Annotated in this window: 17 protein-coding genes, 1 other RNA gene and 1 pseudogene; 11 read left to right on the forward strand and 8 right to left on the reverse strand. The window is 58.7% G+C overall.

All coding sequences use genetic code 11. The annotated features are described in order from the left end of the window. Positions 1–130: pseudogene (locus tag JV201_RS29540) on the forward strand (integrase); the annotation flags it as partial. Next, complete coding sequence (locus tag JV201_RS29545) at positions 127–396, forward strand: hypothetical protein (RefSeq protein WP_029299025.1); 270 nt, start codon at positions 127–129, stop codon at positions 394–396. The pseudogene JV201_RS29540 and the gene JV201_RS29545, both read left to right, overlap by 4 nt. A gap of 166 nt (positions 397–562) precedes the next feature. Here JV201_RS29545 and JV201_RS03525 read toward each other — a convergent pair whose 3' ends face one another. The 5 genes from JV201_RS03525 to JV201_RS03545 all read right to left on the reverse strand — a co-directional run bounded on the left by JV201_RS03525 (position 563) and on the right by JV201_RS03545 (position 7,548). Further along, positions 563–1,819, reverse strand: coding sequence for an integrase domain-containing protein (locus JV201_RS03525; protein ID WP_029299023.1), 1,257 nt, complete (start codon positions 1,817–1,819; stop codon positions 563–565). 185 nt (positions 1,820–2,004) lie between these two features. Continuing rightward, positions 2,005–2,398: a transfer-messenger RNA gene (ssrA, locus tag JV201_RS03530) on the reverse strand. Positions 2,399–2,501: 103 nt separating this feature from the next. Beyond that, positions 2,502–2,786, reverse strand: a complete 285-nt coding sequence (locus JV201_RS03535; RefSeq protein ID WP_008436825.1) for a hypothetical protein — start codon at positions 2,784–2,786, stop codon at positions 2,502–2,504. Positions 2,787–2,972: 186 nt separating this feature from the next. After that, positions 2,973–5,783, reverse strand: coding sequence for an FAD-binding and (Fe-S)-binding domain-containing protein (locus JV201_RS03540; protein WP_219406528.1), 2,811 nt, complete (start codon positions 5,781–5,783; stop codon positions 2,973–2,975). Positions 5,784–5,853: 70 nt separating this feature from the next. Then, entirely contained in the window at positions 5,854–7,548 is a 1,695-nt protein-coding gene (locus JV201_RS03545; protein ID WP_003212243.1) for a lactate permease LctP family transporter, read from the reverse strand. A gap of 261 nt (positions 7,549–7,809) precedes the next feature. Between JV201_RS03545 and JV201_RS03550 the strand changes: the two genes are divergently transcribed. Next, complete coding sequence (locus JV201_RS03550) at positions 7,810–8,577, forward strand: FCD domain-containing protein (RefSeq protein ID WP_003212240.1); 768 nt, start codon at positions 7,810–7,812, stop codon at positions 8,575–8,577. A 55-nt stretch (positions 8,578–8,632) separates the two neighbouring features. Here the strand turns inward: JV201_RS03550 and smpB are convergent, their stop codons facing one another. Further along, positions 8,633–9,115, reverse strand: a complete 483-nt coding sequence (gene smpB, locus JV201_RS03555; RefSeq protein ID WP_003212238.1) for an SsrA-binding protein SmpB — start codon at positions 9,113–9,115, stop codon at positions 8,633–8,635. A 168-nt stretch (positions 9,116–9,283) separates the two neighbouring features. Here smpB and JV201_RS03560 point away from each other — a divergent pair, with 168 nt between their 5' ends. Together JV201_RS03560 and JV201_RS03565 are read left to right on the forward strand one after the other, a co-directional pair. Continuing rightward, the gene (locus JV201_RS03560; protein WP_003212236.1) at positions 9,284–9,718 is read left to right on the forward strand and encodes a type II toxin-antitoxin system RatA family toxin; all 435 of its coding nucleotides are present in this window, start codon (positions 9,284–9,286) and stop codon (positions 9,716–9,718) included. Next, positions 9,711–10,025, forward strand: coding sequence for an RnfH family protein (locus JV201_RS03565; RefSeq protein ID WP_177009217.1), 315 nt, complete (start codon positions 9,711–9,713; stop codon positions 10,023–10,025). The genes JV201_RS03560 and JV201_RS03565 overlap by 8 nt, the downstream gene beginning before the upstream one ends. Before the next feature lie 62 nt (positions 10,026–10,087). On the opposite strand, the gene JV201_RS03570 is transcribed toward JV201_RS03565, so the two are convergent. Continuing rightward, positions 10,088–10,615 (reverse strand): outer membrane protein assembly factor BamE, encoded by a 528-nt coding sequence (locus tag JV201_RS03570; RefSeq protein WP_003212232.1) that lies wholly within the window; start codon positions 10,613–10,615, stop codon positions 10,088–10,090. Between the two features lie 98 nt (positions 10,616–10,713). On the opposite strand from JV201_RS03570, the gene fur reads away from it, so the two are divergent. Further along, a complete protein-coding gene (gene fur / locus JV201_RS03575; protein ID WP_003212228.1) occupies positions 10,714–11,118 on the forward strand; it encodes a ferric iron uptake transcriptional regulator in 405 nt (134 codons plus the stop codon). Positions 11,119–11,214: 96 nt separating this feature from the next. On the opposite strand, the gene recN is transcribed toward fur, so the two are convergent. After that, positions 11,215–12,888 carry a DNA repair protein RecN gene (gene recN, locus JV201_RS03580; protein WP_087693402.1) on the reverse strand — a complete coding sequence of 558 codons (1,674 nt, stop codon included), beginning with the start codon at positions 12,886–12,888 and terminating at the stop codon, positions 11,215–11,217. A gap of 253 nt (positions 12,889–13,141) precedes the next feature. On the opposite strand from recN, the gene grpE reads away from it, so the two are divergent. The 5 genes from grpE to carA all read left to right on the forward strand — a co-directional run bounded on the left by grpE (position 13,142) and on the right by carA (position 19,375). After that, a complete protein-coding gene (gene grpE, locus JV201_RS03585) occupies positions 13,142–13,702 on the forward strand; it encodes a nucleotide exchange factor GrpE (RefSeq protein WP_003212224.1) in 561 nt (186 codons plus the stop codon). A 102-nt stretch (positions 13,703–13,804) separates the two neighbouring features. Continuing rightward, positions 13,805–15,721, forward strand: coding sequence for a molecular chaperone DnaK (dnaK, locus tag JV201_RS03590; protein WP_003212222.1), 1,917 nt, complete (start codon positions 13,805–13,807; stop codon positions 15,719–15,721). A gap of 316 nt (positions 15,722–16,037) precedes the next feature. After that, positions 16,038–17,162 carry a molecular chaperone DnaJ gene (gene dnaJ / locus JV201_RS03595; RefSeq protein WP_003212219.1) on the forward strand — a complete coding sequence of 375 codons (1,125 nt, stop codon included), beginning with the start codon at positions 16,038–16,040 and terminating at the stop codon, positions 17,160–17,162. Positions 17,163–17,172: 10 nt separating this feature from the next. Next, positions 17,173–17,979 (forward strand): 4-hydroxy-tetrahydrodipicolinate reductase, encoded by an 807-nt coding sequence (gene dapB, locus JV201_RS03600; RefSeq protein WP_003212216.1) that lies wholly within the window; start codon positions 17,173–17,175, stop codon positions 17,977–17,979. A gap of 259 nt (positions 17,980–18,238) precedes the next feature. Beyond that, positions 18,239–19,375, forward strand: coding sequence for a glutamine-hydrolyzing carbamoyl-phosphate synthase small subunit (gene carA / locus JV201_RS03605; RefSeq protein ID WP_003212214.1), 1,137 nt, complete (start codon positions 18,239–18,241; stop codon positions 19,373–19,375). The last annotated feature ends 5 nt before the right edge of the window (positions 19,376–19,380 follow it).

Below are 19,380 nucleotides of genomic sequence, written 5' to 3' on the forward strand. Positions count from 1 at the left end.
ACCCGTTAATGGTGGACGTGTTCATCGAGAGGATCGAGCACTCGATCAGCGAGCCCGTAAGCAGATCAGCCATGAGTTGGGACATAACCGCATCGATGTGGTGAGTGCCTACATCGGAGGCCGGCGATGACGGCCGAGTTCGACATAGCGTTGTTCCTGCGCCCCATGCTCAAAGGTGCGCATGCCACGCAGCAGCGGCACATCAGGCAAGCAGAAAGGATGCACGAGGTGATTCGTGAACGCTGGGGTTGCGCGACTCCCTGGTCCTGGAGAGAAAAGCACGTGAGATGGTTTCTGGAGCACTATTTGCGATGCTCAGCTCCAGCTACCGTCTACTACTACGAGTTAACAGCAGGGTTGATCCGCCGTAGAAAGGCAAAAGTCGTGGTTGCCTGATAGACCTTTAAGCATGAGCCCCTGAGTATGGGAATGCGGAGCCTTCCCATACTCAGGGGCTTGGCTGAAGAAGCGCAGGCATACCAGAGATCTGGCAACTGTCGTCACTCCTTTCGCTCTACTACAGGACACGGATCGTAACCGGTGGCGCGTACCTTTTGGATGTTCAGCGAATCGGTACGACGTTGCGATCTCTGGTTTGATTGATGGCCGATGCCGACAGGCTGCCGGTGGCCGCCTTCTGGATATGTTCACTCCACCAGGCCATCATCGGACGCCGGCGTTCGATGTAATCCGCCCGGTTGTAGGCGCTACGAACTTCGTCCTTGTCGACATGCGCCAGCGCGACCTCTATCAGCTCCGGATCCCAGCCATGCTCATTCAGGATGGTGCTCGCCATCGAGCGCAAGCCGTGGCTGACCAGACGGTCCTGAAAGCCCATGCGCTTCAACGCCATGTTGGCGGTCTGGCTATTGGCATGGGTGCGGGGATTTCTATCTGAGGGGAACACGTACTCTCTGTTACCGCTGAGTTGCTTGAGCGTCTCCAGTAACGAAAGTGCCTGATCGGTAAGAGGGATTGTGTGCGGCCGACGCTTTTTCATGCGCTCTGGCGGAATGGTCCAAATGCGCTTGTCGAAGTCGATATCTGCCCATCGTGTGGTGGCCGCTTCGGCAGGGCGGGTCATCGTGTGCAGTTGCCATTCGATCAGGCAGCGGGTCGTGCGCTTGATGCTGGCGTTCGCGATTTCCATCATGAGCTCGGGAAGCTCCTCAGGTGGTAGCGCAGCCATGTTCTCTTTCTTGGGTTTCTTGAATACCGCCCGAATTCCATTGAGGGGGTTCGCGAATATCAGCCCGGAGTTGACCCCGTAGGTCATGATCTCGTTCAGTCGTTGGCTCAATCGTTTCACGGTTTCGAGGCTCCCTTTGGCCTCGATTGGACGAAGGATCTTGATAACCATCGGAGCAGTGATTTGAGAGAGCGGCGTTGTTTTCATGCTTGGGAAAACATGAAGCGTCAGCGATCTCCAAATGTCTTCGGCGTAGGCTTTGGTTACGGAGTCTTTCTTCAGCTCGAACCAGGCCGTGGCCACCTTCTCGAAAGTGTGTTCACTCTCAGCAAGTTTGGCTTGTCTTACCTCATCACGCTGGGTTTTGGGATCAATGCCCAAAGCGAGCAACTCACGCGCCTCTGCGGCTTTCTTTCGGGCGTTGGCTAGCGAGAGGTCGGGGTATGGACCAAGCGCCATGTTGATACGGCTTCTGGTCAACGGCTCGCGGTAATTGAAATTCCACATCATCGAGCCGCTGGCGCGTACTCGAAGCTGCAAGCCATCGCCGTCGCTGAGGACGAAGTCTTTACCAGTTGCCTTGACTGCCTTGAGCTGGCGATCGGAGAGGCGGGTTGCGTTAGTAGGCATGGGGCTACCTCCAGCACCGTTTTGGTATCCTGAAAATAGCATTTGGTAGTCCGGGATACCACCTGGGATACCAAAGCGCCTGGAACTCAGAAACCGTGCAAAGCCTCCATAAGCGCTGAAACCCCCGTATTCACTGGATTTCAGGCACAAAAAAAGACGTCCGTGGACGTCTTTAGATGATCAAGTGGTGGAGCCGGGGGGATTTGAACCCCCGTCCGCCAGTACTCCGCTGTCGGTACTACATGCGTAGCCGTTTCTATTAAGTTAACCCTCAGCGACCCGAAGGGCAGGGTGCTTTGGGCGAGTTGTGTAAGTTTTAGCCGCTTCGTCCACAACGTACTGCACGGCGATTCTGTTCTATATGACAATCACTTTGGGTTTACAGACATCCCCTGATGATTGCTGGACCCGAAGGTACCAGGAGGGAAGGGCTAAGGCTGCTTACGCAGCGAGAGCGTATTCCCCGTAGGTTTCGTCATTGGCAACTATAAGAAGTTGCAACAGTGGATTTACGAGTTCTGTTACCAACTCGGCATGCACCTAAAGTTTCGCAACCGGCGTCGAATCCTAAACGGCCCCGTGCTCGTAACTCGTTGTTTCTTAGTGAGTGACAAGCCTGTGCAGTGTACGTCAATCGATCACAGAAGGCCAACCCGAAGGTTGGCCTCGGGCAATCAGCGAGTTACTGATTGCCGCCTTTGTCCGAGTCTTGCAGGCTTTGCAGGGCCTTGGAGGTGATCTCGATGCATTTCTTGTCATCGCCTGCCGCATGGGCTGCCTTGGCTTGGGAAACGGCGGTGTCGATTTCGCCAGATTTGCCGCTGGTGTCGGTGGCGAGCAACGCTTTACCGTTGTTGATTTTGTCCAGGTTGATTTGGCACAGATCGTCTTTTGTTCCGGCCGCAAACGCGGGGGACGCCAGCATCGCAGCGGTAATGAACAAACCAGCAAGAGCGGAACGCTTCATGGGTATCTCCTTGTGCAAATAGGGCTCGATGCTGCCGGTTTTCCGTGCAGCCAGCGAGGTCACTGATGAGCCTCGTTTGTCGAGGCCTATGCAGATGACTACGCCGGCGCGCAGGGGTTCTGTTTTGTCGCTGGATTAGTCGAAAAACCCCGAAATCATTAGGTTTGGCACCAAAAAGGGGCGGCTCTAATGGGCGCGCGCCTGGGTTACTCGGTCCACGAGGTAGACCAGGCCGTGGTAGTCAATTCCACCGTGTTGCGTCAGACCAATCTCACACGTACGGCTGGTGGAGATGCCTTCGCTGCAATACTGCACCGCGTCCTTCAGGCTGCGTAGCGAGTGGGCATTCAGTTCGGGCGTGGTGAAGCCTTTGTCGCCGGCAAACCCGCAGCAATGAATGCCTTCGGGGATCACCACGTTTTTGCTGCACTGCCTGGCCAGGTCGATCAGCGCCTGGCTCTCTCCCAGGTGTTGGGTGCTGCAGGTGACGTGCACGGCGATCGGGGCTTCCTGGGGGGTGAAGTCGAGGCGGTCCATCAGGTGGGTGCGAATAAAACGCACGGGGTCGTAGAGGTCGAGACGGGTTTCGGCCAGGTCCTGGACCAGGCGCAGGGTGCACGGGCTGGTGTCGCAGTAGATCGGGTCGAGGCCGCCACGGCTGGCTTGGAGCAGGGCGCCGATCAGTTCCTGGCGTTTGTGTTCGGCTTGTTCGGCGTAGCCCTTGGATGCGAATGGTTGGCCGCAGCAGAGGTTGTCCTGATTGTCGGGGAAGACTACCTGGTAACCGGCTTTTTCCAGCAGGCCGCGGGTTTTGTCGTACAGCGACATCTGTTCGTGGTCGCCGGCTGCTGGGCCCATCGCGCGTGAGACGCAAGCGGCGAGGTACACCACGCGGGGTCGCTCATCGCTCACGGCGGGGCTGAAGCGAATGGCCTTTTCCGGTTGCGGCATGGCGTTGGTCCACTGCGGGATTTGCCCCTTGGACAGCCGGGTTACCGTGGCCGAGAGCTTCGCCAGTCGCGGCGCGCCCAGCAGCATGCGCGCGCCGTTGGCTACGTGCAGGGTGAAGCGCGCACCTTGCAGTGCCGTGGCGAAGTGCGCCGACAGCCATTCGGCGGTTTTCGTACGGTCGGCGTCGCGGCTGCGCAGCTTTTTCACCAGGTCGCCGGTATTGATTCCCACGGGGCAACGCTGAGCACAAAGCCCGGTCGCCGCGCAGGTGTCGATGCCCTGGTATTGATAGGCCGCTTCCAGTTCAGTGGTGTCGATACCGGCGCGTTTCCTGGCCTGGATATCACGCCAGATCACAATGCGCTGGCGCGGGCTCAGGGTCAGCCCCTTAGACGGGCACACCGGTTCGCAGAAACCGCACTCGATGCACTTATCCACAAGCTCGTCGGCGGCGGGCAGTGGCTTGAGGTGCTTGAGGTGGATTTGCGGGTCTTCGCTGAGCACCACGTCCGGGTTGAGAATGCCGTTGGGGTCAAGCAGGCGCTTGAGCTGCCACATCAATTGGTAGGCATCGCTGCCCCATTCCAGTTCGACAAAGGGCGCCATGTTGCGACCGGTACCGTGCTCGGCCTTCAGCGAGCCGCCAAACTCCACGGCCACCAACTGGGCGACGTCGTCCATGAACGCCTGGTAGCGTGCGACTTCTTCCGCGCTGTTGAAGCCTTGGGTGAAGACGAAGTGCAGATTGCCTTCCAGGGCGTGTCCGAAAAGGATCGCTTCGTCGTAGTGATGTTTGTCGAACAGCTCGATCAGGCGATTGACGCCAATGGCCAGTTGTTCCACCGGGAAGGTCACGTCTTCGATAATCACGGTGGTGCCGGTTTTACGCACGGCGCCCACGGCGGGGAAGGTGTCTTTGCGGATTGCCCACAGGCGGGCGTTTTCCACCGGGTCTTCGGTGAAGTCGACTTGTTTCTCCACTGGGAAGCTGGCCAGGGAAGCCATGATCAGCGCCAGTTGCTCATGCAGCAGCGAGGGCGAGGCGGCGCGGGATTCGATCAGCAGGGCGCAGGCATTTTCCGATAGCTGCTGTACGAAAGCCGGCATGCCGGGTTTGTCCTGCACCGAACGCATGCTGCGGCGGTCCAGTAGTTCAACCGCTGAAACAGGTTGGGTTTTGAGTACGGTCACCGCGTTGCAGCAGGTTTCCACATCCGGGAACACGATCAGGGCCGAGGCTTTGTTCGGGTGGTCGATCACCGTGTCGTAGGTCACTGCGCTGATAAAGCCCAGGGTGCCTTCGGAGCCGACCAGCAAATGGCTGAGGATATCCAGTGGCTCGTCGAAATCCACCAGGGCGTTGAGTGACAAGCCGGTGGTGTTTTTCAGACGGTATTTGTGGCGGATTTTTGCAGCCAGCTCAGCGTTTGCCCGGGTTTCGCGACCCAGGGTTGCCAGGCGTTCAAGCAGGTCGCCGTGACGTTGGCGAAAGGCCGCAACACTGGCCGGATCTTCCGTGTCCAGGCGGCTACCATCGGCCAGCACCAGGCGAATGCCCGCCAGGGTGTGATAGGTATTCTGCGCCGTGCCGCAGCACATGCCGCTGGCATTGTTGGCGACGATGCCGCCAATCTTGCAGGCATTGATCGACGCCGGGTCCGGGCCGATCTTGCGCCCGAACGGTGCCAGCCAGGCGTTGGCCTGCGCCCCGATCACGCCGGGCTGCAGACGAATTTGTGTGCCCTGGCCGCGAATCTCGCGCCCGTTCCAATTGTCCCCCAGCACGATCAGTACCGAGTCGCTGATGGCCTGTCCCGAAAGGCTGGTGCCCGCCGCACGAAAGGTCACCGGCACGCGATCGCGTTGGGCCAGTTGCAGCAGCGCCACCACTTCATCTTCCGATTCAACCCGGATCACCAGTTGTGGGATCAGTCGGTAAAAACTGGCGTCGGTGCCGAAGGCGAGTGTGGAAAGTGGATCGTCGAAACGACGATCTTTCGGGATCAGTTGTGCGGCGTCGCTCAGAAAAGCAGCAGGCAGGCTCATCGGTCCTCCAGAAATAGCAGACGCCGGAATCGCTGCCCGGCGTCGGTTCTTACCCTATCGCGTGCAGGTCTTAGTGCACCAGCATACCGGTGAACCAGTAAGCCTGGGCCAAGGTGATCAGCCCGACGATCGTCGCGAAAAACAGGCTGTGCTTGAGGGTAAAGCGGAACAGGTCGGATTCCTTGCCCACCAGGCCAGTGGCGGCGCATGCCACGGCAATCGACTGCGGCGAGATCATCTTGCCGGTCACGCCGCCGCTGGTGTTCGCCGCTACCAACAAGGTGTCGTTGACGCCGATTTGGTGCGCGGTGGTGGCTTGCAGCGAGCTGAACAGTGCGTTGGATGAAGTATCAGAACCCGTCAGGAATACCCCGAGCCAGCCGAGGAATGGCGAGAAGAACGGGAATGCCGCGCCGGTAGCCGCCAGCACCAGGGCCATGGTTGATGACATGCCCGAATAGTTGGTGACGAAGGCAAAGGCCAGCACCATGCCGATGGAAAGGATCGGCCAGCGCAGCTCATAAAAGGTTTCTTTCAAGGTGGTCAGACCAGTTTTGAAATCAATCTTCAGCACCAGCATCGATACCAGGGCGGAGAAGAAAATCGCCGTGCCGGTCGCGGAAATCGGATCAAGCTTGAATACCGCCGGGATGGCCGTCGGGGTGGCAACGATGGGCGCAACCTTGATCACCAGTTGATCCAGGTGCGGGATCGCAAAGTTGAATACCGAGCTGTACATCGCGCCGCCGGCGGCGAACATCGCCTTGAACGGCTTGAGGGTCCAGATGGTGACCAGCACGGTCAGGATCAGGAACGGCGACCAGGCCTTGAAAATTTCCCCCAGGCTGTAAGGCGAAGCCAGGGTGTTGCGCGGCAGGCCAAAGCCACCGGCGCTGGCAGTGACGGCAGTGCCGGACGTTGCGCCAACGATTTGCGCGCCGGCACTGCGCTTGGGCTGCCAGACTTTCAGGAACAGGGTCAGGGAAATCAGGCTGGCCAGGGCCGAGGTGATGTCCGGCAGTTCCGGGCCGATGTAGTTCGAGGTGAAGAACTGGGTAACGGCGAAGCTCAGGCCTGCAACCAGTGCGGCTGGCCAGGTTTCCTTGACGCCGCGCAGGCCGTCCATCATGAACACCAGCCAGAACGGCACGAACAGTGACAGCAGCGGCAACTGGCGACCGGCCATGGCGCCGATCTTGAACGCGTCGATCCCGGTCACCTGCCCGGCCACGATGATCGGAATCCCCAGTGCGCCGAACGCAACGGGGGCGGTGTTGGCAATCAGGCACAGGCCGGCGGCATACAGCGGGTTGAAACCCAGGCCTACCAGCAGTGCGGCAGTAATCGCCACCGGTGCGCCGAAACCGGCGGCGCCTTCCAGGAACGCGCCGAAGCAGAAGCCGATCAGCAGCACTTGCAGGCGCTGGTCGTCGGTAATCGACAGCACGGAGCTGCGGATGATTTCGAACTGGCCGCTCTTGACCGTCAGTTTGTACAGGAATACGGCGGCGACGATGATCCAGGCGATTGGCCACAGGCCGTAGGCGAAGCCATAACCGGCGGCGGCGAGCGCCATGTCGACCGGCATCTGGAAGGCAAATATCGCCACCAGGATCGACAGTGCCAGGGTGATGCTGCCCGCAACGTGGCCTTTGAGGCGAAACACCGCCAGGGCCAGGAAGAAAAATACGATAGGAATGACGGCGGCCAGTGCGGACAGGCCGAGGCTGCCGAGCGGGCTGTAGAGCTGTTGCCAGGTTTGCATATGGGGTGGCCCCTAATTGTTGTTGGTCAGGCACTGCTTGGATGATTTGGGTAATTGGTATTACCAATTTACAATCACCGTTGGCTAGGTTAAAAGCCTTCTGGGGGATGTGTCAATTTGCCGCTTGTGAATCTTTGGTTGTAGGTCGGGGTTGGTGGGTGCTGATTGGCTTAAACGAGGGCGTTCTGATAGGTGCCGGATGCGCGGCGATAGGCCAGAATAGGGGCCCCGGCGAGTGGTCGGGATGGTGGAGAGTGAGCTATGGGGTTTGATCAGGTGCGTCAGCGCCGTTTGTCTGACGACATCGTCGAGCAGCTTGAGGGCATGATCCTTGAGGGCACGCTGAAGTCGGGCGAGCGCTTGCCGGCCGAGCGCGCACTGGCCGAGCAGTTCGGGGTGTCGCGTCCGTCGTTGCGTGAGGCGATCCAGAAGCTGGTGGCAAAAGGTTTGCTGATCAGTCGCCAGGGTGGTGGCAATTATGTGGTGGAGTCGCTGGGTTCAACCTTCAGTGATCCGCTGCTGCATCTGCTGGAAAATAATCCGGAGGCTCAGCGTGATCTTCTGGAGTTTCGTCAGACCCTGGAGGCCTCGTGCGCGTATTACGCAGCGTTGCGTGCCACTGAGGTGGACCGCGAGCGGCTAACGGCAGCGTTCGAGGAGTTGCAGGATTGCTACACGCGGTCGGATGAAGTGAGCCGGGCGGAAGAGGGCGCGGCGGATGCGAGGTTTCACCTGGCCATCGCCGAGGCCAGCCATAACGCGGTATTGCTGCACACCATTCGCGGCCTGTTCGACCTGCTCAAGCGTAATGTGGTGACCAATATTGGCGGCATGTACCAGCAGCGTACGGAGACCCGCGACATGCTGATCAATCAGCACCGGGACCTGTACCTGGCGATTATCGAGGGGCGTGCCGAGCAGGCACGGGAAGTCTCAACACGTCACCTGCTGTATGTGCAGGAAGTGCTGGAGGAAGTGCGGCAGGAGGTTCAGCGCATGGCCCGGGCGGAACGGCGCAAAGGGATGTAGCAAATGCTGTGGATGAGGGAGCGGGCTCCGTCATCCACATCAAGTCACAAGAAAGTCAGTCTTCCTTGCCCTTGTTGCGCACGGCACGCTGCAATTCCCGGTTGGAATCGCGCTCGCGCTCGGTATCACGCTTGTCGTATTCCTTCTTGCCCTTGCCCAGTGCGATCTCGCACTTGACCAGGTGCTTGCTCCAGTACCACGACAGGCAGACACAGGCGTAGCCCTTTTGCTGCACGGCGGCGTGGAGCTTTTCAAGCTCGCGGGCATTGAGCAACAGCTTGCGCGTGCGCACCGGGTCGGCGATCACGTGGGTGCTGGCGGTCATCAGCGGCGTGATATGACTGCCGAGCAGCCATGCCTCGCCGTCTTTGAGCAGCACATAACTGTCGACCAGCTGCAGCTTGCTGGCACGCAGACTTTTTACTTCCCAGCCGGCCAGGACCAGACCAGCCTCGAAACGATGTTCGATGAAGTAATCGTGTCGCGCCTTTTTATTTTGCGCGATGGTCCCTGTTGGGTGTTTCTTTTGTTTAGCCATAGGGGCGGCATTATAGGGAGTTGCGAGCGCGTCGGCTACGGTCAACCTGCGTGCTTGAGCGTGTTGAATGAATCCCGGACAATGCAGGCTGGTTTTTGATTTTTTTCTTTCGCGAATCCTGTTGTCCTTTCGCGATGTTTGCCGCTCAGCTGTGGAAATAACGCTCACATGACGACGCATATTCAACGTTCGGCCCTGCTGCCTTATCCGGCACAGGCGCTCTATGACCTGGTCAACGACGTGGCGCGTTACCCGGAGTTCCTGCCTTGGTGTTCGACTGCCGAGGTGTTGGAGAGCAGTGATGAGCACATGGTTGCCAGCGTGGGTGTGGCAAAGGGCGGCTTGAGCCAGCACTTTGTCACGCGCAACACGCTGGTGCCCGGGCAGTCCATCGAGATGAATCTCGAAGAAGGTCCGTTCACTCAGTTGCACGGTGTGTGGGTGTTCAAGGCGTTGAACGAGAAAGCCTGCAAGATCAGCCTGGACCTGTCGTTCGACTATGCCGGCCCTATCGTGCGTGCCACCCTGGGGCCACTGTTCAATCAGGCGGCCAATACTCTGGTGGACGCGTTTTGCCAGCGCGCCAAGCAAATGCATGGCTGAGCCATTGGTTGAAATCGAGGTGGTGTACGCCGCGGTGGATCGCCAGGTGTTGATGAGCCTGGCAGTAGCGCCGGGCTCAACCCTCAGGGCTGCAGTGTTGGGCTCGGGAATGGCTGCGCAATTTCCGGAGCTGAATCTGCAGGATTGCCCCTTGGGGATTTTCGGCAAGGTGGTGGCAGACGCTGACGTGCGTGTGGTGCAGGCTGGAGACCGAATCGAGATCTATCGGCCATTGCTCGCAGATCCGATGGAGATACGTCGCTTGCGTGCGGCCAAGGCCGCCAAGGCAAAACAGCAGAATTCATAGCTTGCGAAACAGCAGGCAACAAAAAGCCCGGCATGCCGGGCTTTTTATCGAGCGCTGCAAACTTATTGCGGGCTGGCATCCAGGGGTTCTGGAGTCGGCACCGGAACGGTTTGTACTCCGTCGACGCCTTTCTGGATCTCGTCCAGCAAGGAGCCGGGCTTGGCCGGTACCTCGGACTTGGGCTTCTCCTCGTTCTGCGCGGGCGCAGGAGCGGTGGTGCCGTTGTCCTTGCCCAGCAAGGCTTCATCGCGGCTTACGCCCGGTTTGAAGTCCCCCGACAGGCTGACGAGCTGGTCATTGCCATTGAAGATGACACTGACCCGCTCCTGCTGGCGTTCACCGCCACCAGGTTGGATGCTATAGAGATAATCCCAGCGATCGGCATGGAATGTGTCGGTCAGCAGGGGATTGCCCATGATAAACCGTACTTGCCGTCGGGTCATTCCCGGGCGTAACTGGTCTATCATGTCCTGCGTGACGACATTGCCCTGCTGGATGTCGATTTTGTAAACCCCGGGGAATGAACAACCGGCGAGTGCGAGCAGTCCCACAAAGGTGAAACTGGTTAGCAAGAGCTTGGTGTTTTGCATCGGTGGGCGACTTCCACTATCTTGGCTGGGACAACGTAAACGCCGATCATACCCGTATTAAGAGAAGCTGCGAAGCAGCATCCGCGAGAAAGCTAACCATGGTTGAAAATAGCGAACTACGCAAAGCCGGTCTTAAAGTGACTCTGCCACGAGTCAAGATTCTACAAATGCTCGATTCTGCTGAGCAGCGCCACATGAGTGCCGAGGATGTATACAAGGCGCTGATGGAGTCTAACGAGGACGTCGGCCTGGCCACGGTTTACCGTGTTCTGACCCAGTTTGAAGCAGCAGGACTGGTGGTTCGTCATAATTTCGACGGCGGTCATGCAGTGTTCGAACTGGCCGACGGCGGTCATCACGACCACATGGTTGACCTGGATACCAATGAGGTTATCGAGTTCACCAGTCCGGAAATCGAGAAGCTCCAGCACATGATCGCTGAGCAGCATGGATTCGATTTGGTGGACCACAATCTGGTTCTCTACATACGTAAGAAAAAGTAAGAAAGCTACGCAGATTCGCTCTGCGAAACGATCGAAGGCGACCCTAGGGTCGCCTTCGTGCTTTCTATAGAAAGAAAATACTCAGTAAGCCAGGCTTCAGACCTTCGCGGTTACCACCATTTTCTTCGCGTGAGCCAAGGACTCCTTGGTCAGGTCGATGCCGCCGAGCATCCGCGCCACTTCTTCTACCCGTTCGGTCTTGTTCAGCTTGGACACGGCGGTATGGGTCGCATCGCTGCCTCGCACCTTGTGCACGAACAAGTGCTGATGCCCTTGGGCGGCTACTTGTGGCAAGTGGGTGACGGTCAGTACTTGGCCGCGATCGCCCAGCCGGCGCAGCAACTGGCCCACGATCTCGGCAGTCGGGCCGCCGATCCCTACGTCCACTTCATCGAATACCAGTGTTGGCACGCGAGAGGTCTGGGCGGTGATCACCTGAATCGCCAGGCTGATCCGCGACAGCTCGCCGCCGGAAGCTACCTTTGCCAGTGCCTTGAGTGGCTGGCCCGGGTTCGCGCTGACCAGCAGTTCTACCTGTTCAAGGCCGTTGGGCAGCAGTTCATTGCTGGTGTTGGTGTGCAACTCGATGGTGAAGCGCCCGCCGGGCATGCCCAGGCGCTGGATTTCCTGCTCTACCGCACTGGCCAGGCCGGTCGCTGCCTGATGGCGCAGGTCGCTGAGCTCTCGGGCTTTCTCGTGATAATGACGAGCAAAGGACGCCAGCTCTTCACCCAGTCGCTCGATGGATTCGTCGTTGGCGTTCAGGGTTTCAATTTCATCCAGCAGCTTTTGCTGCATGGTTGCGACTTCGGTCGGCTGGATCCGGTGTTTGCGCGCCAGGGTGTAGATGGTGTCCAGGCGCTCTTCTATATCCTGCAGGCGGGCTGGGTCGGCATCGAAGTGATCGAGGAAGCGGTTCAGCTCGCCCACGGCTTCTTCTACCTGGATTTGCGCGCTGGTCAGCAAGGTGGTGGCTTCGTTCAGCGAGCCTGATGCGTTATTCACGCTGGATAGTCGGTTCAGGCTTGCAGTCAGGGCGTTGAGCACATTGCCTGAATCACTTTCGCTGCACTGCTCCACCACTTGCCGGCAGATGCCCAGCAGGGTTTCGGCGTTGGTGAGGTTCTTGTGTTCCTGTTCCAGTTGCTCCAGTTCCGTTTCGCCGAGCCCCAGGCTTTCCAGCTCTTCCAGTTGGTAGCTGAGCAATTGGTGGCGGGCACGCTGCTCATCGCCGGAGTTGGAAAGGCGCTCCAGCTCCTGGCGGGTCTGGCGCCAGCGCTGCGCAGCCAATTGCACCTGGCGCGCAAGATCGGTGGCACCGGCGTATTCGTCGAGGAGTCGGCGATGGGTGTCGGTTTTCAGCAGGGACTGGTGTTCATGCTGGCTGTGGATATCGATCAGCAGTTCGCCCAGGGCTTTCAAATCGCCGAGCGGGCAGGGCGTGCCATTTATATAGCCGCGGGAGCGCCCTTCGGCCGTGATCACCCGGCGCAGGATGCACGGGCCTTCATTGTTAAGGTCGCGCTCGGCAAGCCAGGCCTCGGCTTCCGGGATATCGGCCAGGTCAAAGGTGGCGAGGATGTCGGCCTTGTCGGCGCCCGGGCGTACCACCCCGCTGTCGGCGCGATCACCCAGGGTCAGGCCCAGGGCGTCGAGCATGATCGACTTGCCGGCGCCGGTTTCGCCTGTGATTACGCTCATCCCGCGATCCAGTTCAAGATCCAGGTGTTCAACGATGGCGTAGTTATGTACGGACAGGTGCACCAGCATGACGGCCGCTCCCAGGCTTTAGGTCTGGTTATTTATACAGTGTTTTGTTTGGAGGTGACAATCCTGATGCTTAGTCCGATTTGCTTGAATAAATCGCTTTTTAAGCGCAACAGGGAATGATTGATAAGAATTGATCCAGGACAAGTGAAAGACTTTTGGTAACGCCTCGACCCTTGAACCTGAAAATTGTGGCCCCATATACCGGAACAGAAGCGCGAGTCGAGTTCGCGCATGATTTTGAAAGGAGAAATCTATGGCTGACGAACAGACGCAGGATACGCAAAATCCAGACGCCAACCAGGCCGCAGGTGAAGACCTGGCCGCTCGTGTGCAAGTGCTCGAAGAGCAATTGGCAGGCGCACAGGATCAATCGTTGCGTGTTGCCGCCGATCTGCAGAACGTCCGCCGCCGCGCCGAGCAGGATGTAGAAAAAGCTCACAAATTCGCCCTGGAAAAATTTGCCGGTGATCTGTTGCCGATCATCGACAGCCTGGAGCGTGGCCTTGAGCTGTCCAACCCGGACGACGAAAACATCCGCCCAATGCGCGAAGGGATCGAACTGACCCTGAAAATGTTCCAGGACACCCTGAAGCGTTATCAGCTGGAAGCTATCGATCCGCAAGGCGGCGAGCCGTTCAATGCCGAGCATCACCAGGCAATGGCGATGCAGGAAAACGCTGATCTTGAGCCGAACAGCGTATTGAAGGTGTTCCAGAAGGGTTACCAGCTCAATGGTCGCTTGCTGCGCCCGGCAATGGTTGTGGTGAGCAAGGCTCCTGCACCGGTTGCACCTTCTATTGATGAGCAGGCTTGAAATAAGTCGTAACGGCCCCATCTATAAGTCAAGCGTTTAAGTACTGCCGCAGTTAGCCACCACTGCTGCGGCAAAAAAATCTAAGTTTCGGGAGAGTAAATCATGGGCAAAATTATCGGTATCGACCTGGGGACTACCAACTCCTGCGTTTCCGTGCTGGAAAACGGCGTATCCAAAGTTATTGAAAACGCTGAAGGCGCACGCACCACTCCGTCCATCGTGGCTTATGCCAACGACGGCGAAATCCTGGTGGGCCAGTCCGCCAAGCGTCAAGCTGTGACCAATCCGCATAACACCCTGTACGCGGTGAAGCGTCTGATCGGTCGTAAGTTCGACGAAGAAGTCGTACAGAAAGACATCAAGATGGTCCCGTACAAAATCGCCAAGGCTGACAACGGTGACGCCTGGGTTGAAGTGAACGGCCAGAAAATGTCGCCGCCACAAATCTCGGCTGAAATCTTGAAAAAGATGAAGAAAACCGCCGAAGACTACCTCGGTGAAGCCGTGACTGAAGCGGTGATCACCGTTCCGGCCTACTTCAACGACAGCCAGCGCCAGGCGACCAAAGACGCCGGCCGTATTGCTGGCCTGGACGTGAAACGTATCATCAACGAACCAACCGCAGCCGCTCTGGCCTACGGTATGGACAAGGCCAAGGGCGACCACACTGTGATCGTTTACGACCTGGGTGGCGGTACCTTCGACGTTTCCGTGATCGAAATCGCTGAAGTCGATGGCGAGCACCAGTTCGAAGTGTTGGCCACCAACGGTGACACGTTCCTGGGCGGCGAAGACTTTGACATTCGTCTGATCGACTACCTCGTTGACGAATTCAAGAAAGAAAGCGGCATGAACCTCAAGGGTGACCCGCTGGCCATGCAGCGCCTGAAAGAAGCCGCTGAGAAAGCCAAGATCGAACTGTCTTCGAGCAATTCGACCGACGTGAACCTGCCGTACATCACTGCAGACGCTACCGGTCCTAAGCACTTGAACGTGAAAATCTCCCGCGCCAAGCTGGAAGCGCTGGTAGAAGACCTGGTTCAACGCACCATCGAGCCTTGCCGCATTGCGCTGAAAGACTCGGGTATCGATGTTGGCGCGATCAACGACGTGATCCTGGTGGGCGGTCAGACCCGTATGCCACTGGTTCAGAAGCTGGTTACCGAGTTCTTCGGTAAAGAAGCGCGTAAAGACGTGAACCCGGACGAAGCAGTTGCCATGGGTGCTGCCATCCAGGGTGCGGTATTGGCCGGCGACGTGAAAGACGTTCTGCTGCTGGACGTAAGCCCGCTGACCCTGGGTATCGAAACCATGGGTGGCGTGATGACTGCGCTGATCGAGAAAAACACCACGATTCCTACCAAGAAATCGCAAGTGTTCTCGACTGCCGACGACAACCAGGGCGCCGTGACCATTCACGTGCTGCAAGGTGAGCGTAAGCAAGCCGGTCAGAACAAGTCCCTGGGCAAATTCGACCTGGCCGAGATTCCACCAGCACCACGTGGCGTGCCGCAAATTGAAGTGACCTTCGACATCGACGCCAACGGCATTCTGCACGTAGGCGCCAAAGACAAGGCCACCGGCAAGACTCAGTCGATCGTGATCAAGGCTAACTCGGGTCTGTCCGAGGAAGAAATCCAGCAGATGATCCGTGATGCTGAAGCCAATGCTGACGAAGACCGCAAGTTCGAAGAGCTGGCCGCTGCCCGTAACCAGGGTGATGCACTGGTTCACTCGACTCGCAAAATGATCGCTGACGCTGGCGACAAAGTGACTGCCGAAGAGAAAACTGCAATCGAAGCCGCAGTAGTTGCCCTGGAAGCCGCCGTTAAAGGCGACGACAAGGCTGCTATCGAAGCCAAGGTTGAAGAGCTGTCGAAAGTCTCTGCGCCAGTGGCTCAGAAAATGTACGCCGAACAAGGCCAACCGGCTGACGGTGCTGCACACCAGGCAGAACCTGAAGCCAAGCACGACGATGTTGTCGATGCCGAGTTCGAAGAAGTCAAAGACCAGAAGTAACTTGGTCGCCCGGTTGACCGCTCACAAGCGGTGACTGGTAGGATGTCGCCGCGCGGGAGCTTGCTCCCGCGTTGGCGTGTCTGGGGTACGCGAATTTTTACAGCATGCGACAACGCTCGGATGCTGGCGGTGTGATCGGGAATGCTCCTGCTTTCCGGACGACAGTCACCGCGTTTTTGGCCGGTTTCCGGTTGAAAGCAGTAACGACCAGGATCGTTGAATTGACGTGAGTTGGGTCCGGGCCTGTATTGGGGCTCAACGAGTTTGGCAAGGCTCAGGAGGGTTTTGCCGGACGTCCTTAAGAGTGCAAAGACTTATGGCAAAGCGTGACTATTACGAAGTGTTGGGTGTGGAGCGCGGCTCCAGCGAGGCGGACCTGAAAAAGGCTTACCGTCGCCTGGCGATGAAGCACCACCCGGACCGTAATCCGGATAGCAAAGAATCCGAAGAGCTGTTCAAAGAGGCCAATGAAGCCTACGAATGCCTGTGTGATCCGAACAAGCGCGCCGCTTACGATCAGTATGGCCATGCCGGTGTCGACCCAAGCATGGGTGGCGGCGGTGCCGGTTTCGGCGGGCAGAACTTCTCCGATATTTTCGGCGACGTGTTCAGCGACTTCTTTGGCGGCGGCCGCGGTGGCCAGCGTGGCGGTGCCCAGCGTGGCAGCGACCTGCGCTACACCCTGGAACTGAACCTGGAAGAAGCGGTGCGTGGCACCAGCGTCAATATCCGTGTTCCGACGCTGGTCAATTGCAAGCCGTGCGACGGTTCGGGCGCCAAGAAAGGCTCCTCGCCGATCACTTGCCCGACTTGCGGCGGTATCGGCCAGGTACGCATGCAGCAAGGCTTCTTCTCGGTGCAGCAAACCTGCCCGCGCTGCCACGGCCAGGGCAAGATCATTTCCGATCCGTGCGACTCGTGCCACGGCGAGGGGCGTGTCGAAGAGTACAAGACCCTCTCGGTGAAAGTGCCGGCGGGTGTTGACACCGGCGACCGCATTCGTCTGTCGGGCGAAGGCGAGGCGGGCACTCAGGGCGGCCCGACGGGCGACCTGTACGTGGTGATCAATGTGCGCGAGCACTCGATCTTCCAGCGCGACGGCAAGCATTTGTTCTGTGAAGTGCCGATCAGCTTTGTCGATGCGGCCCTGGGTGGCGAGCTTGAGATTCCGACGCTGGACGGTCGGGTCAAGCTGAAGATCCCTGAGGGTACGCAGACCGGCAAGCAGTTCCGTATCCGTGGCAAAGGCGTTGCGCCGGTGCGCGGTGGCGGTGCTGGCGACCTGATGTGCCGTGTGGCGGTAGAGACGCCGGTGAACCTGGGGCGTCGTCAGCGCGAACTGTTGGAAGAGTTCCGCAGCTCCCTGGCCGGCGATGACACACATTCGCCAAAAACCACCGGCTGGTTCGAAGGCGTGAAGCGCTTCTTCGGCGACCTGTAAGGAAGTGAGTATGCGACGTATCGCGGTGATGGGCGCTGCCGGGCGCATGGGCAAGACCCTGGTCGAGGCCGTGCAGGCACGCTCGCCGGCCTCCGGGCTGACGGCGGCGATTGTTCGTCCCGGCAGCACCTTGATAGGTGCGGACGCGGGTGAGTTGGCGTCCCTGGGGCGGATCGGCGTTTCGTTGTCCGGCAATCTGGAGCAGGTTGCCGACGAGTTCGACGTGCTGATCGATTTCACCCTGCCGGACGTGATGCTGAAAAACCTGGCGTTCTGCCGCAAGGCGGGCAAGGCCATGGTGATCGGCACAACGGGCCTGAGCGCCGAGCAAAAGCAGCTGCTGGTGGAGGCGGGCAAGGATATTCCAATCGTGTTCGCGGCCAATTTCAGCGTCGGCGTCAATCTGTCGCTGAAGCTGCTCGACATGGCGGCGCGGGTGATGGGTGATGAGGCTGACATCGAGATCATCGAGACTCATCACCGGCACAAGATCGATGCGCCGTCCGGTACGGCATTGCGTATGGGCGAGGCGATTGCCGATGCCCTGGGTCGTGACCTGTCGAAGGTGGCGGTGTATGGCCGCGAAGGCCATACCGGTGCCCGCGCCCACGACACCATCGGTTTTGCCACCGTTCGCGGCGGTGATGTGGTGGGCGATCACACCGTGCTGTTCGCAACCGAGGGTGAGCGTCTTGAGATCACCCACAAGGCGTCTAGCCGTATGACGTTCGCCAAGGGTGCTGTACGTGCGGCGCTGTGGCTTGAGGGTCGTGCGCCGGCCCTGTACGACATGCGCGACGTGCTGGACCTGCATTAAGAAGTAGCTAAAACGGGGTCTCAGGAATATGCTGAGGCCCCGTTTTTACCCGCTAGGCGACGTCCTGTCGCATTCCCCTGCCTTTAAGGCTCATTAGCGGTGGACCAAAAAAGCCTTTTTCTGTAAGCTACAGCTTTAGTGTGTCCACTAAAAGCGCGCAGAATAATTCAGTGAAGAAGCGGGGTGACGTGTCCATACGTCACTCCGCTTTTTTACAACCTGCGATCGCCCTTTCAGGCTTTATTTACGGGAGGTCTTCTTGACTAAGCCAGCCATACTCGCCCTTGCTGATGGCAGCATTTTTCGCGGCGAAGCCATTGGAGCCGACGGTCAGACCGTTGGAGAGGTGGTGTTCAACACCGCCATGACCGGCTATCAGGAAATCCTTACTGATCCTTCCTACGCCCAACAGATCGTTACCCTGACCTATCCGCACATCGGCAACACCGGTACTACACCGGAAGACGCCGAGTCTGATCGTGTCTGGTCGGCTGGCCTGGTCATTCGTGACCTGCCACTGGTAGCGAGCAACTGGCGTAACACGATGTCCCTGTCCGATTACCTGAAAGCCAACAACGTTGTGGCGATCGCCGGTATCGATACGCGTCGCCTGACACGCATCCTGCGTGAAAAAGGCTCGCAGAACGGCTGCATCATGGCCGGTGACAACATCTCCGAAGAAGCAGCGATTGCAGCGGCCCAAGGTTTCCCTGGCCTGAAAGGCATGGATCTGGCGAAAGTCGTCAGCACCAAGGAAACGTACGAGTGGCGCTCCACCGTCTGGGACTTGAAGACCGACAGCCACGCGACCATCGAAGCTTCCGAACTGCCGTACCACGTCGTGGCCTACGACTACGGTATCAAGCACAACATCCTGCGCATGCTGGTCGAGCGCGGTTGCCGCGTGACCGTGGTGCCTGCGCAGACCCCGGCCAACGACGTACTGGCCCTGCAGCCGGACGGCGTGTTCCTGTCCAACGGCCCGGGTGACCCGGAGCCTTGCGACTACGCCATCAAGGCGATCAAGGAAGTGCTGGAAACCGAGATCCCGGTGTTCGGCATCTGCCTCGGCCACCAGCTGCTGGCCCTGGCTTCCGGCGCCAAGACCCTGAAAATGGGTCACGGCCACCACGGTGCCAACCACCCGGTGCAGGACCTGGACACCGGCGTCGTGATGATCACCAGCCAGAACCACGGTTTTGCGGTAGATGAAGCGACGCTTCCGGGCAACGTCCGGGCGATTCACAAGTCGCTGTTCGACGGTTCCCTGCAAGGTATTGAGCGCACCGACAAGAGCGCGTTCAGCTTCCAGGGCCACCCTGAAGCAAGCCCGGGCCCGAACGACGTAGCGCCGCTGTTCGACCGTTTCATCAATGAGATGGCCAAGCGACGCTAACTGAG

Source organism: Pseudomonas sp. Colony2 (genome assembly GCF_019382755.1).
Classification (GTDB): domain Bacteria; phylum Pseudomonadota; class Gammaproteobacteria; order Pseudomonadales; family Pseudomonadaceae; genus Aquipseudomonas.

Excerpts from the sequence above, each read along its gene's own strand:
- grpE (WP_003212224.1), top strand. The coding sequence starts at position 13,142 with ATGGCTGACGAACAGACGCAGGATACGCAAAATCCAGACGCCAACCAG.
- JV201_RS03550 (WP_003212240.1), top strand. The coding sequence starts at position 7,810 with ATGGGGTTTGATCAGGTGCGTCAGCGCCGTTTGTCTGACGACATCGTC.
- JV201_RS03540 (WP_219406528.1), bottom strand. The coding sequence starts at position 5,783 with ATGAGCCTGCCTGCTGCTTTTCTGAGCGACGCCGCACAACTGATCCCG.
- fur (WP_003212228.1), top strand. The coding sequence starts at position 10,714 with ATGGTTGAAAATAGCGAACTACGCAAAGCCGGTCTTAAAGTGACTCTG.
- smpB (WP_003212238.1), bottom strand. The coding sequence starts at position 9,115 with ATGGCTAAACAAAAGAAACACCCAACAGGGACCATCGCGCAAAATAAA.
- JV201_RS03525 (WP_029299023.1), bottom strand. The coding sequence starts at position 1,819 with ATGCCTACTAACGCAACCCGCCTCTCCGATCGCCAGCTCAAGGCAGTC.
- dnaJ (WP_003212219.1), top strand. The coding sequence starts at position 16,038 with ATGGCAAAGCGTGACTATTACGAAGTGTTGGGTGTGGAGCGCGGCTCC.
- JV201_RS03535 (WP_008436825.1), bottom strand. The coding sequence starts at position 2,786 with ATGAAGCGTTCCGCTCTTGCTGGTTTGTTCATTACCGCTGCGATGCTG.
- JV201_RS03565 (WP_177009217.1), top strand. The coding sequence starts at position 9,711 with ATGGCTGAGCCATTGGTTGAAATCGAGGTGGTGTACGCCGCGGTGGAT.
- JV201_RS03560 (WP_003212236.1), top strand. The coding sequence starts at position 9,284 with ATGACGACGCATATTCAACGTTCGGCCCTGCTGCCTTATCCGGCACAG.
- dapB (WP_003212216.1), top strand. The coding sequence starts at position 17,173 with ATGCGACGTATCGCGGTGATGGGCGCTGCCGGGCGCATGGGCAAGACC.
- JV201_RS03545 (WP_003212243.1), bottom strand. The coding sequence starts at position 7,548 with ATGCAAACCTGGCAACAGCTCTACAGCCCGCTCGGCAGCCTCGGCCTG.
- JV201_RS29545 (WP_029299025.1), top strand. The coding sequence starts at position 127 with ATGACGGCCGAGTTCGACATAGCGTTGTTCCTGCGCCCCATGCTCAAA.
- JV201_RS03570 (WP_003212232.1), bottom strand. The coding sequence starts at position 10,615 with ATGCAAAACACCAAGCTCTTGCTAACCAGTTTCACCTTTGTGGGACTG.
- dnaK (WP_003212222.1), top strand. The coding sequence starts at position 13,805 with ATGGGCAAAATTATCGGTATCGACCTGGGGACTACCAACTCCTGCGTT.
- recN (WP_087693402.1), bottom strand. The coding sequence starts at position 12,888 with ATGCTGGTGCACCTGTCCGTACATAACTACGCCATCGTTGAACACCTG.